This is a genomic window from Rossellomorea aquimaris, from assembly GCF_020172085.1.
Lineage (GTDB): Bacteria > Bacillota > Bacilli > Bacillales > Bacillaceae_B > Rossellomorea > Rossellomorea aquimaris_E.
The window spans coordinates 129,062-142,668 of record NZ_JAIVAT010000003.1 but is presented as its reverse complement, the minus strand read 5'-3'; the positions used below and the strand labels follow the sequence as shown (position 1 = coordinate 142,668).

General features: G+C 42.6%; 16 protein-coding genes. 7 read left to right on the top strand and 9 right to left on the bottom strand.

The genetic code is table 11. The features are described 5' to 3' along the window. Nucleotides 1–502 precede the first annotated feature (502 nt). The 8 genes from LCL96_RS01370 to LCL96_RS01335 form a co-directional block, all read right to left on the bottom strand. Entirely contained in the window at nt 503–856 is a 354-nt protein-coding gene (locus tag LCL96_RS01370) for a hypothetical protein (protein ID WP_224939706.1), read from the bottom strand. A 319-nt stretch (nt 857–1,175) separates the two neighbouring features. Next, entirely contained in the window at nt 1,176–2,114 is a 939-nt protein-coding gene (gene rbsB, locus LCL96_RS01365) for a ribose ABC transporter substrate-binding protein RbsB (RefSeq protein WP_224939705.1), read from the bottom strand. 10 nt (nt 2,115–2,124) lie between these two features. Next, the gene (rbsC, locus tag LCL96_RS01360) at nt 2,125–3,078 is read right to left on the bottom strand and encodes an ABC transporter permease subunit (RefSeq protein ID WP_224939704.1); all 954 of its coding nucleotides are present in this window, start codon (nt 3,076–3,078) and stop codon (nt 2,125–2,127) included. Continuing rightward, nucleotides 3,071–4,561 (bottom strand): sugar ABC transporter ATP-binding protein, encoded by a 1,491-nt coding sequence (locus tag LCL96_RS01355; RefSeq protein ID WP_224939703.1) that lies wholly within the window; start codon nt 4,559–4,561, stop codon nt 3,071–3,073. The genes rbsC and LCL96_RS01355 overlap by 8 nt, the downstream gene beginning before the upstream one ends. Nucleotides 4,562–4,579: 18 nt before the next feature. After that, complete coding sequence (gene rbsD / locus LCL96_RS01350) at nt 4,580–4,966, bottom strand: D-ribose pyranase (RefSeq protein WP_224939702.1); 387 nt, start codon at nt 4,964–4,966, stop codon at nt 4,580–4,582. After that, entirely contained in the window at nt 4,963–5,853 is an 891-nt protein-coding gene (rbsK, locus tag LCL96_RS01345) for a ribokinase (RefSeq protein WP_224939701.1), read from the bottom strand. Before rbsK ends, rbsD begins: the two co-directional genes overlap by 4 nt. A gap of 6 nt (nt 5,854–5,859) precedes the next feature. Further along, a complete protein-coding gene (locus tag LCL96_RS01340) occupies nt 5,860–6,840 on the bottom strand; it encodes a LacI family DNA-binding transcriptional regulator (protein ID WP_224941253.1) in 981 nt (326 codons plus the stop codon). A gap of 141 nt (nt 6,841–6,981) precedes the next feature. Further along, nucleotides 6,982–7,257, bottom strand: coding sequence for a hypothetical protein (locus tag LCL96_RS01335; RefSeq protein WP_224939700.1), 276 nt, complete (start codon nt 7,255–7,257; stop codon nt 6,982–6,984). A gap of 701 nt (nt 7,258–7,958) precedes the next feature. On the opposite strand from LCL96_RS01335, the gene LCL96_RS01330 reads away from it, so the two are divergent. The 7 genes from LCL96_RS01330 (at nt 7,959) to LCL96_RS01300 (ending at nt 12,221) form a co-directional block, all read left to right on the top strand. Beyond that, a complete protein-coding gene (locus LCL96_RS01330; RefSeq protein ID WP_224939699.1) occupies nt 7,959–8,726 on the top strand; it encodes a nucleotidyltransferase domain-containing protein in 768 nt (255 codons plus the stop codon). Between the two features lie 367 nt (nt 8,727–9,093). Then, entirely contained in the window at nt 9,094–9,327 is a 234-nt protein-coding gene (locus tag LCL96_RS01325) for a DUF3953 domain-containing protein (protein WP_224939698.1), read from the top strand. Between the two features lie 102 nt (nt 9,328–9,429). Next, nucleotides 9,430–9,837, top strand: coding sequence for a DUF4304 domain-containing protein (locus LCL96_RS01320; protein ID WP_224939697.1), 408 nt, complete (start codon nt 9,430–9,432; stop codon nt 9,835–9,837). Between the two features lie 110 nt (nt 9,838–9,947). Then, nucleotides 9,948–10,622 (top strand): hypothetical protein, encoded by a 675-nt coding sequence (locus LCL96_RS01315; RefSeq protein WP_224939696.1) that lies wholly within the window; start codon nt 9,948–9,950, stop codon nt 10,620–10,622. 163 nt (nt 10,623–10,785) lie between these two features. Continuing rightward, complete coding sequence (locus LCL96_RS01310) at nt 10,786–11,112, top strand: DUF3221 domain-containing protein (RefSeq protein WP_224939695.1); 327 nt, start codon at nt 10,786–10,788, stop codon at nt 11,110–11,112. 91 nt (nt 11,113–11,203) lie between these two features. After that, entirely contained in the window at nt 11,204–11,746 is a 543-nt protein-coding gene (lepB, locus tag LCL96_RS01305; RefSeq protein ID WP_224939694.1) for a signal peptidase I, read from the top strand. Nucleotides 11,747–11,972: 226 nt separating this feature from the next. Further along, the gene (locus LCL96_RS01300; RefSeq protein ID WP_224939693.1) at nt 11,973–12,221 is read left to right on the top strand and encodes a hypothetical protein; all 249 of its coding nucleotides are present in this window, start codon (nt 11,973–11,975) and stop codon (nt 12,219–12,221) included. Between the two features lie 163 nt (nt 12,222–12,384). On the opposite strand, the gene LCL96_RS01295 is transcribed toward LCL96_RS01300, so the two are convergent. Further along, nucleotides 12,385–13,104 carry a glycerophosphodiester phosphodiesterase gene (locus tag LCL96_RS01295; protein ID WP_224939692.1) on the bottom strand — a complete coding sequence of 240 codons (720 nt, stop codon included), beginning with the start codon at nt 13,102–13,104 and terminating at the stop codon, nt 12,385–12,387. Between the last annotated feature and the right edge of the window lie 503 nt (nt 13,105–13,607).

Below are 13,607 nucleotides of genomic sequence, written 5' to 3'. Positions count from 1 at the left end.
ATCGTTCAATGTAAAAAATCACCAGATAATAACCTTACCATTTTTTTGATAAAAATACAACTTTAGTATTGACAACTTATTTTATTGCGAGGTAAAATGTAATTTTGTTCAAATCTTGATGATCGGTACAACTGTACATTTTTGGTTTTTCTCCGGTTAAATGGTGACGGATCCCATCCGACTTTTCTTCATTAATCTGGAAAATCCCACTTTCAAACTAATGACCTTATCAGCCATTGATATATAGATTTGAATTCTTTACACTCATCCAAGTGCTCGAACCAGAGCCCTCCCTTTGAACTACTCAAATATCATGATCCATCCTGCCAATGAAATGTCCAATCAGCGCCTCCCCCTATCTACATCCTAAGTGTCTCTAATGGCAGTGGTGTTGATGTTGTTGTTCTCTAAGATCTATTCTTTCTCTAAGTTCTTAAGTCTGTTTGCAGGTTCTCTCCGTACCCGATTCACATGCTTTTCACCGCACGAAGACCTTCCGGAATCAGCTTTTAACAAGCTGGTCAATCCCAGAATCATAACATCCCTTTTTTACAAATATCTTTATCCAATAGACATAATCCCCACAAGCCAAATCATTCATCGACTTAAACGTATAGACACCCCCATACTCATACTTCTCCGACTCCAACCTCTTACAAAAAGGCCTCATTCTCACTTTTAAAAACAGGTCCTCTCGAATCTTCCCAATGGACCGAATATACGGCCTTTCACCGAGCACCACACACCCTAACTGAACTCCGCCCTCATACATGGCATTCAACAGAATCCACAGATACAGGTAATAAAATGTACTCAAATCAGATATCCATTTATTTAAATTTCTCCATCTACTCATTTGATTCACTCCTGATTCAATCTGTATTCAACTTTTATATAGGGAGATGGGCTGGGAAAGGATACCCTTAGGTGAATATCCTTAATTAAATATGTTGTTATGAAAGCTGAGGAAGGTAAATACCTTTGAAGGAGAAAATGAAGAGCAGGTTTGTTATCTTAAAAATGCTTTTGGCTTAATCATCTGAAAAACAGGGCGACCCCAACTCATTTGGAGCAAACGCAAGCAAGAAAAGCTGAATTCTTTTCTCCACTACTTTTACCAACAAAAGAAAAAACCTCATTCGCACAAATGCACGAATGAGGTTTACCACCACAATTTATTCTGAAGAGTCTTCTATATTCTCCTCCGTCACCAACTTCAACGGAACCGGAATCTTCTTGTCTACCTTCTTCCCTGACAACACATCAGCCCCAGCCTGAACCGCCAACTGACCAATCTTCTCAGGCTGCTGAGCAACAGTCGCAGACAGATTACCATTCCGAATGCTAGTCATCGCATCTTCGTTCCCATCAAATCCAACGACGAGAACGTCACGACCAGAACTCTGGATAGCCTGCAGTGCTCCCAATGCCATTTCATCGTTATGAGCGAACACCGCTTTGATATCTGGATTCCCCTGGATCAGGTTCTCCATTGTATTCAATCCTTCTGTACGATCAAAGTTGGCAGTCTGCTTGGCCACGACATCCAGCTTTTCATCCGCGATGTTGTGGAACCCGGCTCCCCGCTCACGTGTGGCGGATGCTCCAGGGACACCTTCAAGTTCTGCAACTTTGGCTCCTTCACCAAGTTGTTCGACGAGGTATTCTCCGGCCATTTCGCCGCCTTTTTCGTTATCCGAACTGACGAGTGTGGCAGCGTCTCCTTTTTCCGCTGAGCGGTCAAGGGTCACGACGGGAATGCCCAGGCTGTTGGCAGATTGAACGGCAGTGGAGATGGCTGCTGAATCCGTCGGGTTGATGAGTAAGACGTTGACGCCTTGCTGGATGAGGTCTTCTACGTCATTGATCTGCTTGGCAGCATCGTTCTGTGCATCAACAACGACGACTTCCATGCCTTGTTTTTTCGCTTCGTCTTCTACTCCGTTTTTCATGGAAACGAAGAACGGGTTATTCAGGGTTGAAACAGATAGTCCGATTTTGATGTCTTCAGGGTTCGAGCTTTTATTTGGTTTCGCCCATTCCGGCGGCTGCAGGGAGCAGGCGCCTAGGAATAGGAGTGATAGACTGATTAATACTAACCATGCTTTTTTCATAGTATCCCTCCTACGCTGCTTTCTTTTGGTCGATGAGAACGGCGATGATGATGACGACACCCTTTACGACCATTTGGAAGAAGGATGAGACGCCGAGCAGGTTCAGACCGTTGTTTAACGTTCCGATGATAAGTGCACCGATCAGTGTTCCGACAATCAGTCCGCGTCCGCCTGAAAGGCTTGTCCCGCCTAGGACGACGGCGGCGATGGCATCGAGTTCATACGATGTACCGGCTGTCGGTTGGGCTGAGTTCAGGCGTGACGTGAGGATCGCTCCTGCGAGTGCTGCCAGTAAGCCGGCCAGGGAGTAGATCATCACTTTGATGCGTGGTACTTTGATCCCTGAGATCAGGGCTGCTTTTTCATTTCCACCGATGGCATATGTTTTTCGGCCGAACGGGGTTTTGTGCAGGATCACCCAAAGGATTGCGAACGTCAGGATCATTGTGACGGCAGGTACTGGGATTCCAAGGAAGTATCCTCTTCCGAACAGTTGGAAGGCATAGCTGTCGCCGAGTCCTGTGATTGGGTTTCCGTCGGTGTACACGAGCGTCAACCCGCGGAACATGGTCATCGTTGCAAGTGTTGCGATGAATGGTGCCATTTTTCCTTTTGTGATGAGTAATCCGTTGACCATTCCCATCAAGGCTCCAAGGATACAGCCGATCAGGATTGCAAGGATCGGGTCGATTCCAGATACCATCATCCCTGCCATAAGGGCACTGGATAAGGCGAGGATCGAGCCGACGGATAAGTCAATTCCTCCGGTTAAAATGACGAAGGTCATCCCGTAGGCAATCAGGGCGTTGATCGCGACCTGTCGTAATAGATTCAATAAGTTCAAGGGTTCTAGAAAACTAGGGTTGATGATGGATACGGTCGCAATCAGCACAAACAGTCCGAGAAGCGGACCGAGCTTTTGCATCAGATTGCCGACGTGATTCGTTTTGAGTGCATTATTCATGTGCGTGACCTCCTGTCGCCAATGTCATAATTTTTTCCTGTGTGGCTTCTTCCTTTGATAGCTCTCCTGCGATGGTCCCTTCATGGACGACGAGGATGCGGTCGCTCATCCCGAGTACTTCAGGCAGCTCTGATGAGACCATCACGATCGCGACGCCCCGGTCGGTGAGCTCGTTCATCAGTTGATAGATTTCCCGTTTCGCTCCGACATCGACTCCCCGGGTCGGTTCGTCGAGGATGAGCACCTTAGGACCGATTCCGATCCATTTGGCGATGACCACCTTCTGCTGGTTCCCACCCGAAAGGTTCTTTGCGTGGGTCCTGGCTGATTCGGTCTTGATCGTCAGCCGTTTGATGAGCATTTCCACAAAGTCCTGTTCGCTTTTATCATTGATCAAGCCTTTCTTCGTGAAGCTATAGAGGCTTGGAAGGGCGATATTATCCTTCAGGGAAAAGTCGAGGACGAGTCCTTCATCCTTCCGATCCTCGGTGATGAATCCAAGACCGAGTTTCACCGCCTGATCGGGTGTTTTAATGGTGACCGGTTTCCCGTTTACGATTATCTCGCCTTCATAACGGCCGTCAAGTCCAAAGATGGTGCGCATGATTTCCGTTCGGCCTGCCCCCATCAATCCTGACACCCCGACGATTTCTCCTGAGCGGACCTCGAAGCTTACCTTTTCAAAGAGTCCCTTTTTCGTCAGGTTCCGTACTTCAAGCATTGTTTCACCTGGTTTTGGTTTGCGTGCCGGAAAACGGTCCGTTAATTCACGTCCGACCATTTTCTTCACGACTTCATCGAAATTGGTTTCTGGGATCGGCGTCGTATCCACCGTGCGTCCGTCCCGCATGACCGTGATGGTGTCACAAATCGTGAAGATCTCTTCCATCCGGTGAGAGATGTACACGATCGACACGCCGACTTTCTTGAGCGAACGGATGACGGTGAAGAGCGTCTCGATTTCACGGTCCGTCAAGGCCGCCGTCGGCTCGTCCATGATGATGACTTTTGCATCCGTCATGAGGGCTTTGGCGATTTCAATCATCTGCTGCTGCCCGACCGAGCACTGTCCGGCTTCTTTTGTGAGAGGGATGGAAATGTTCAGCTTTTCAAACTGCTCATTCGCAATCGCTTTCATTTTTCTCGTATTGATGAGACCGAATTGTGTAACCGGTTCCTTATTGATGAAAAGATTCTCAAGGACGGTCATCTCCGGCCAGACGTTCAGCTCCTGATGGATGAAGGCAACACCGAATTCCTCGGCCTGCTTCGGATTATCGAACGTCATGTCCTTTCCGTCGATGGTGATCGTTCCCTGGTCCTTCTTGTGAAGACCGGTCAGGATGTTCATCAGGGTCGACTTTCCTGCACCGTTTTCCCCCATCAGGGCATGGACCTCGCCGTCCCCGATCTCGATGTCGACGCCTTCAAGGACCTTGTTCGTCCCAAATGCCTTATGGATATTCTTCATGCTGATCTGCATGCTACTACCCCCTTTGTTTTAAAAAATGACTCCTGCGTGAAGGATGCAATTCGCGTACGGTGTGACTTCCCCCGTGCGGATGACGGCCTTCGCTTTATGGGTTTCTTTCTTGAAGTCTTCATGGGATACATACTGGATCCCATCGAACCATGAGGTCATTTGTTCTTTAACCCCTTTATTAGTTTCGACTTCTTCAGCTAGCGTGACGGTTTCAACAACCATTTCTTCCTTTAACAGTTGGACCACGTCAAGGAAGGACGGCTCTCCCGGTTTCAATGCCAGGTCGATTTTCACGACATCTGACGGAATCGGGAGACCGGCATCGGCCACGACGATCGTATCCGTGTGGCCGAGATCGGCTAGTATTTTTGCGATGTGACTGTTCAAGATGCCATGTCGTTTCATTCTGCCAGCTTCCTTTCCACTTCGTCTCTTGTCGGCATGCCGCCCTGTGCCCCGAATCCGGTAACGGAAAGCGATGCGGCCCGGTTTGCGAATCGGAGGCTTTCTTCCATTGACTGTCCTTCAGCAACGGCTGTTCCGAATGCAGCATTGAAGGTATCGCCGGCTCCTGTCGTATCGACGACTTCGACTTTAAAGGAAGGAACCATGATTTCCTTTGTTCCATCATGGTAGCGGACTCCGGCTGCTCCTTCGGTGATAATGACTTTGTCAGGATATTGTTTGAGTGCTTCTGACGGTTTCATTCCGTTAAAAAGGACATCTGCTTCATGTTCATTTGGTGTCAGATAGCTGGCACCAACAATGACTTTCTCTGAGATCTTCCGTGCAGGTGCCGGGTTCAAAAGCAGTGGTACTTCAATCTGGTTGCACAGGTCTGCCACGTACTCGACGGTTTCCTCCGGGATTTCCTGCTGGATCATGATGAGATCACATGTTTTGAGGAAATCTGCTGCTTTCTCAACGTATTCAGGTGTCACAAGATCATTGGCCCCTTTGACGACGACAATGCTGTTGTCTCCTTCAGCAAGGATGATATGAGCGGTTCCGGATTTCTGACCTGTAACCGGTTCCACATACTCGGTATGGACACCGTTGCTCTTGAAGTTTTCTAAAATCTCTTGTCCGTATGGATCGTCGCCTACGCATCCGATCATGTACACATCAGCCCCAAGCCTTGCTGCTGCAACGGCCTGGTTGGCTCCTTTTCCGCCGGGAACCGTGTCAAAGCTGTCTCCCAGTACCGTTTCCCCTGCGCCAGGTCGTTTCGCTGATGTTACCACCAGATCCATGGATGAACTGCCGATTACGGCAATCTTCGCTTTTTTCATCTTCCTTCATCCCTTTCGTGTTGTGTTTCGCTGTATGAGTTCAACCGGAAGCTGAACCGTTGTATCGATGTCTTTTTCTTTTTTTATCAGTTTAATCAGAAGTGCCGCGGCCTGCCTGCCCATTTCGTAAGCCGGCTGCCTGATCGTGGAGAGCGCCGGATAGGAAAGGCTGCTCTGGGGGATGTCATCGTAGCCGATGATCTGTATGTCTTCCGGTATCTTCTTCCCGAGCCTCAAGGCCTCATGGAGAATGGCGATCCCGACGATATCATTGCTCGCGATGACCCCGTCCGTATCAGGATAGGTGGCGAACAGTTCCTCTGCCCAGCCCTTTGCGTCTTCAAAGGAAAACGAGGTCGTGGACATCACCGTGAAATCGACGTCGGTCCCACTTAAGTACTCGACGGCTCCCCGAAACCGGTCCTGTGCCGGCTTCACGTGTGCCGGTCCCTTCATGACGGTGATCCGCTTCGCCCCTTTTTCGACGAGGGTCTTTGCCGCCAGGCGCCCTCCTTTACGGCCGTCTGCATAAACAGCCGGATAGTTGTCCGTGGTCCGGTCAAGGAGGACGAGTGGGAGATTCAATTCACTATACAGCTGGTCATGCTCCACATGATTGGTCGCAGAAATCATCCCGACGACATTGTTCTGAACGAAGGTCTGAATATAATCTAACTCTTTTTGAATGTTTTCGTCACTGTTTCCAAGGAGGAGCCTGAACCCAGCCTCGCTCACTTCATCCTCGACCCCTCTCGCCAGCTGCGGGAAGTACGGGTTCGTGATATCCGGAAGCAGCAGTCCGATCAGCCTCGACTCCCGTTTATAGAGAGAGCGGGCCACCTCGTTCGGACTGTAATTCAGCTTCTCAATCGCCGTCATTACCTTCTTCCTCGTCTCGGCCCCTACATAGCCATTATCATTCAGCACCCGGGAGACCGTCGCCACCGACACCCCCGCTTCACTCGCCACATCCTTGATTGTTGCCACGTGCGTCACTTCCTGTTCGTTTGTTGGTTAGTGTGTAACCGGTTACACATAAGGTAACATATGTTTGTAACCGTTTGCAATAGTTTCGTTTATTTTACTCTCTTTTTTAATGAAAAGATGTTATCAAAAAGGATAAGAGGGCTAACAGATAGTTGTTTCCCCTTTTGTTATTTCACCAGTTTCGTCACTCACATAGTCCGTTCCATTCTCACAGTTTTCTTTATTTTCCCATTTAACCAGATACTCATTGCCTTTGTGACTGACGGATATGATTTCAACTTTACCAATGTGTTTGTTGTGTTCTTTTAACACAATTGATTGTGCTTCATCTTCCGAAATTTTCGGTGTGGAGAAGTTGCTACAACCAATCATAATCAAAATGAACAAAAGAGAACACGCTATTACGATTCGCTTCATAAGCGTTCACCTCCATGTTCATTTAGACGCTATCATGATTATTCAAGTTACAATCAATACCTACATTTTAGCAAAACTAGATAATGGAATTTTAAGATTCGAACTTTAATCTGTCCCAAGAAAACCCAAGGATTTATGACATTATGTGGTAAAATACACTTATAGATTTTGAAAACTCAATTCTTCAAATTAGAGAGGAATTTCACTATTTAGTTCGTAAATGAAAGGATTGTTCGGAAGATATTACATCGTGATAAAGGGAGATATTTTACAATGCCAGTCATTCTGACAAGTGTTTTTTCGGCCATAATCATTTTCATTACTGTTTTTTCTATGATTAGAGTATTAAGTATCGCTTATAAAAGAAAGGAAATTTCGACTTTGAAGTTTTCCTTTTTATCCTTTTCATTTATTGGGGTAGGTATGTTGATTTCTACTATTTTACCATTTGGTTATCAAAAACTATTTGAAATGATTATTTAATAATCTTGGGAGCTAGAAGATGAAAAATAAAAAACAAAATAGAAAAGAATTTTTTAAAGATACCCTAATAGAGTTTATATCTGAAGTGGTTTTCAACATCTTATTGTTTATACCAAAAATGTTTTTTCGTATAATAAGAAACATTTGGTGAAAGCAGTATCCTCTTCGTAAGATAAGGGAGAAAGAAACTATATATAAATTTAAGGGGGAGAAATTTTTTGGAGAAAGTTATAAAGAAAATCAATATTCAGAGTGAGTACAAGACTTTTGTAGAAGAGTATACAGCTAGCTTGCTTTCAGAGTTCAGTGGGAAGATTCACAGTATTTATATGTGTGGCTCCATTCCTAAAGGTACCGCTAAGCCATTTACGTCTGATGCAGATTTTACAATAGTATGCGAAAGACCAGAAGATATAGATTATGATAGAGTATCATGTCTGAAGGACCGGATTTTACAAAAATATCGATTCGTAACGAAGATTGATACGGTTATTTGTTCACTGGATGATGTCAGAAGTAAGCCCCATGAATGGGGATTCTGGATCAAAATCATCTGTGTTTGTATACATGGTACTGATATTGGCGAAGAAGTACCGACTATCCTTATTTCACCTGAGTTCATATTAGATTTGAATTCAGACACTCAAGAGGCAGTGGAGCGCGTTCGCGGTTTTCTATCTAATGCCAATGATGACACACTGAAATCTAGATATATCAAAGGTTACTCAAAGAGATTAATTCGTGCATTATACTCTTTGGTTTTAGAAGATACAGGGGTATGGCAAGATGACATTGCTAAGATGAAGAGTGCCATATCAGATTATTGCATGATTGATTCAGCTTTAGTTGACTATCTGTATGCGTGTTACTTTGATAGTCATGTAAATGTTGAAGAATTTCTGGGGATTGCAGAAGAAGTGTATCGTTATATTGAGAAGGCTTTAACTGCATTGGCTGCTTCCAGAACTACTCCTTCAGAAATATAAATTTTTCTCGTGCATACTCGCTTATTAGCAGATGATTATCGTTGCATATGTACCTGGATTTTTATTGGGTTTGAATAAACATAACAATGATCACGAGAAACATATATTTATATTAGAGAAGAAAAAACTGGCATAAACATTCATTTTGATATCCAATCATTTTCGATCCGTTGATAATGTATATGAAAAAGGACAAGTTTTGGGATGCTGACTATTAACTATATTATTACAAAGCGTTATTCGAGTAACGGGGGCAAATATCTGAAGATCAGCTAATTGATCACCAGTGCCCTTCTTCAATTAAAAGGGCAGGATAGTAGAATAATCTATAAGGAATATGTGACAACAGGAAAAAGGTGGTGATAAATTGTTAAAGATTTTGTACATTATTTTATCAATAACAGTTATTTCACTTGCAGGGTACGGCTTGATTACTGGGGATTTTAAATTTCAACCATATATGATGTTATTTTTGAGTTTAACGATGTTAGTAATGGGACTAAGGGAGTTTCAAAAGGGAAATAAAGGTTACGGCTGGTTAGGCACAGTTACATTTTTATTTATCTTTTTTGTATCCATTCAAACTTTCTTATGGTTGTAAAGGGGCATGATTGAAGATCAGCTAACTGGGCCCACTATTGCCCTTTTTCCATTATTGGGAAGTTTAGTTGGAGAGTAAAGAGAAAACATAAATCAGTTTGAGGTGGTTATTATTAGTGAATTAACCCAAGAACAGTTGACTGATTGTTTAAAGCCTTTTCTTAAAAAGCAAGGTTTTAAGAAAAGGCAAACAACTTGGCGGAAAACAACAGTTGATTTGATATATGTCCTTAATATTCAAGGTTCACAATGGAATGAAGAGGACTACTATATAAATGTCGCGATTTATATAAAGGCTCTTGGTGAAGAGGTAAATCCACCCGAATATCGTTGTCATATTAGAAATCGGATTGAGAACGAGCTGTACGTCTGTTCTTCAATTTGCGAAGGTGTTTCGAATTGGTTTGAAAAATATGGTGACATTGAAGAACTTAGAATACTTTGGCGAAATAGTGAATTACCTTTAATGGTTACTGTTGATGCTCAGAATTATCTAAATGAAAGCAACTAACAAGAGCGACAGCGAACTTTTGTACATAAACGGAGCAGGTCAATTGAAGAAGGAACTATTGATTTGTATTCGTCGGGATTATTGAGACACTTTTATAGAGAGGAATTTTTATGAATAGAAAACCTTATGGAGAACACTGGAATGGAGAAAGAGGTTACAGAGTTATTGAGGGTAACGATAATTATAATCATTTTTTTGGTACTCTTGAATGTGAAGTTCCGATTTGTAAGTTATGTAGAAAAGAAATGCACCTAATTTTTACTTTTGACTTAAACGATGAGAGACTCTCCGATTTAAAAACTAAAGATATCGACATATTACCTCTAGCTTCGTGCTTAAACTGTTCGATGGTGTGGAAGCCACAGTATTTTCAAATATGTAATAGGGGGAAGACTTTAAAAATCATTAAGCAGGAAAATCTTGAGGAATGGATTTCAGATGATGAAGACAAGCTACCTGTCCCACTTCCCAAAATTAATATCAAACTTCTTTCTATGAAGTCAGAAGATATTCCTACTACTGAAGAGAATTATAATCTTGCTTTTGACTCTTTTGGTTCAGACTATCTATGCAGGATTTTAGGTGCTCCGTTATATGATGATTTCCCTGAAGACTCTTCTTGTCCCTCTTGTGAGAGTAAAATGAAGTACATCGCTACAATAACCCAGGACTACGGAGAACAAGAACTCATCTCTGTGGTGGATTTTCAGTTAGGAGAGTTTAATATCCTCTATTATTTTTGTAAGAGTTGCCTTTTTTTAAAAACTGAAGCACAAGTATCATAACACTCTTTATTCCAGTAAAGGGGGCAGTAACTGAAGTTCGGCTAATCGATCACCGGCTATTGCCCTTCTTCAATTAAAGGGCAGGATAATGGAATATCCCAGGTTATCCCCTCTTTTATAAAACATCTCATTTAATGGCATATGAATGGAGGAATAATGTGATATGACAAGAATATTTAAGACATTAGCAATAATTGTTTTATTACCAATTATTGGATGTTCTAATTCAATAGCTAGCAGCGAAGAAAATGAAATCAAAACGGAAAGTTCAAGTTTTACAGGAACAATCAAAGAAATTAATGATAACCGTGCACTTGTTTCTGCAAAAGTGTATGAGGGTAATCCTGAAAGTGATGTGTTTATTGACCTTTCTGTGAATAATGCTGAGACTTTCAATGTTGGAGACAAGGTAAAAGTAGGATTTGAAGGTATCATTAAAGAATCGAACCCAGCTCAAATTAATACTCTTTCTGTTGTATTGGTTGATTGATAAATAATACCTGTGTTCAATTAAAGGGGAGCGTTTAACGGAAAAACGAAAAAGGTTGAACTGACTTTTTATAGTGAGAGGATGAAAAAAAATGGTTAAAAAGAAAAATGAGACGCTAGAATGGATGAAAGCTATGGTTATAGCTGTAGTTATTGTGTTTACGGTTCGTGCATTCTTATTTACACCTATTGTAGTTGATGGTGCTTCGATGAATACTACCCTACAAGATCACGAAAGAATGATTGTATCAAAATTAGGAGAACCAGAAAGGTTTGATATTGTTGTCTTTCACGCAAATGAGAAACAAGACTATATTAAGCGTGTTATTGGTTTACCTGGGGATAAAGTTGAGTATAAAAAAGATACTTTATATGTAAATGGAAAAGCGTATAAAGAACCATACTTAGATAAGCAAAAGAAAAATATTAATGGTGACCTAACGAGACCCTTTAAATTAGAGGATACTGCTGTCGGACAAGCTACTGTACCAGAAGGTCATTTATTCGTTATGGGGGATAACAGAAGAAATAGTACAGATAGCAGACAAATAGGAGCAATCCCCATAGATGAGGTTGTAGGGACTACAAATATTGTTTTTTATCCAATTAGTGACATTAGGATAATTGAAAATTAGTGCTATTCCGTTATAGGGGGCAATAACTGAAGATCGGTCATCTGATCCAAGGCAATTGCCTTCTTCTATTATTGGGCAGGTTAATGGCGTAATCAGTCCAATGTAATTGCAGCACCGGAATCAATATCAAATGTTAATAACTATGAGAGGATGCCTAAGTGCTACTTAATGATTGCCTTATTACCAGTATGGGGGAAGTCTGAGTACTGATAAGGAGTTGAAAGGAATGAGGAAGAAGCTTTTTTCCTTAATAGGTGGAATCATCCTTGGCTTCATTATTGCGTTTAAAACACTTGAATATAATGGATGGACCATTTTTACTATGGGTGAAAACGGGGAAGTTTTAAACACCACAAAGGAATGGGATTTCAATCTAATAACGAATTACTTTTTAATCATGGCAGCTTCCGCAATTGGCCTTTATCTTCTTTGGTCAATAATAGAAAAGATAGCATTCTTTTCTCGGGAAGGGTAATGTTTTTAAACCTTGCTAATGTGAGAATGTTTTACAATTGTTATCCCATTTCTATTTAATATGACAAACCAAAGAGATTCGTCCAACGACGAATCTCTTTTCTTTTTATTGCTGCCAGTTTGGGTGTGAGCATCTCATAATGAAACCCAGTTCTCCCTTGCTTCTATAAATGATCCAAAAACAACCCTGGATAATCAGTCATTACGACCGACACATTCGCCTTTTTCAACAACTGAAATTCTTCCATTGTATTAATGGTAAATACACGAAGAGGCATCCCCATATCCATCACAATTCTCCCCGTTGGCGATTGAGCAAAAGACGCATCACAGTGAAGAGCATTAACCTGTAAGGGCTTAGTGCGGTCCAGAATGTTTGCTGGAATTCCTTCAAAAAGGAAAGCTGTCTCAATGTCAGAATCAAGTTGTCTTACCTTCTTTATACTCTCAGGATTGAAAGATGAAATAATCGTCTGCTCTTTCATCCCTTTTTCGTTGAGCAGCTCCAGAACCTTTTCTTCCAACTGCGGATAGTCGATTTGATCGTTTTTCAATTCAATATTGATGATCATCGAGTCATGGTGAGCGGTCACCACATCGAGGACCTCTTCTAGTGAAGGGATAGACTCTCCTTGGAAAGAGGAGTGAAACCAGCTCCCCGCGTCATAGGTTCTGAGCTGTTCCCACGTCATATCCTTTACATAGCCTGTTCCATTTGTCGTACGATCGATGGTTTCGTCATGAATGACGACGATGTGACCGTCTTTTGACAGTTGTACATCCAGTTCGATGCCATGTGCTCCCGACTCGGCTGCTGCTTTAAACGCAGCCAGCGTGTTCTCTGGAGCCTCTCCACTCACTCCGCGATGAGCAAATAGTTTCATTCTCTTTTCCTCTTTTCTTATCGTTGTTAGAATAGAAACGCCCTTGAAGCAATTCCTTCAAGGGCTTCCATCGTTGTACTATTAGTATACGTATTCCAAACAGGTTATACTAGTTCCCTTGCTTTTTGTTGGCGACTTCTAATGCACGGTCCGTTTCCTTCGCTGCCTGATCTTTCAGAGTCAGGTTGTGAAAAACAAAAAAACATAAAAAACATAGGGGTTACTCACACAGCAGTACGCCTATTTCTTTTTATGGTTTCTCCTTCTCACAACCAGGTGCTATTCACTTGTCCTTCTCTACTGTCATATTAAAGTCCGAACGTTAAGCTAATATGAATCGTATGTTTGATATCGTAAAGATACAGTAGACTTTGTTAAGATTTTCACACTCACTTAGATCCCCTCCCATTTTCAATTGTTCACATGACATCCTAGGTGTTTATACCTAAAGAGAGGGACGGACCTCTGCTTATTTAAAGCAGGAGGTCCGTCCCTCTAAACTT

Coding starts and splice junctions, on each gene's coding strand:
- LCL96_RS01310 (WP_224939695.1), top strand. CDS start 10,786: ATGACAAGAATATTTAAGACATTAGCAATAATTGTTTTATTACCAATT.
- LCL96_RS01355 (WP_224939703.1), bottom strand. CDS start 4,561: ATGCAGATCAGCATGAAGAATATCCATAAGGCATTTGGGACGAACAAG.
- rbsK (WP_224939701.1), bottom strand. CDS start 5,853: ATGAAAAAAGCGAAGATTGCCGTAATCGGCAGTTCATCCATGGATCTG.
- LCL96_RS01315 (WP_224939696.1), top strand. CDS start 9,948: ATGAATAGAAAACCTTATGGAGAACACTGGAATGGAGAAAGAGGTTAC.
- rbsB (WP_224939705.1), bottom strand. CDS start 2,114: ATGAAAAAAGCATGGTTAGTATTAATCAGTCTATCACTCCTATTCCTA.
- rbsD (WP_224939702.1), bottom strand. CDS start 4,966: ATGAAACGACATGGCATCTTGAACAGTCACATCGCAAAAATACTAGCC.
- LCL96_RS01300 (WP_224939693.1), top strand. CDS start 11,973: ATGAGGAAGAAGCTTTTTTCCTTAATAGGTGGAATCATCCTTGGCTTC.
- LCL96_RS01370 (WP_224939706.1), bottom strand. CDS start 856: ATGAGTAGATGGAGAAATTTAAATAAATGGATATCTGATTTGAGTACA.
- LCL96_RS01335 (WP_224939700.1), bottom strand. CDS start 7,257: ATGAAGCGAATCGTAATAGCGTGTTCTCTTTTGTTCATTTTGATTATG.
- lepB (WP_224939694.1), top strand. CDS start 11,204: ATGGTTAAAAAGAAAAATGAGACGCTAGAATGGATGAAAGCTATGGTT.
- LCL96_RS01295 (WP_224939692.1), bottom strand. CDS start 13,104: ATGAAACTATTTGCTCATCGCGGAGTGAGTGGAGAGGCTCCAGAGAAC.
- rbsC (WP_224939704.1), bottom strand. CDS start 3,078: ATGAATAATGCACTCAAAACGAATCACGTCGGCAATCTGATGCAAAAG.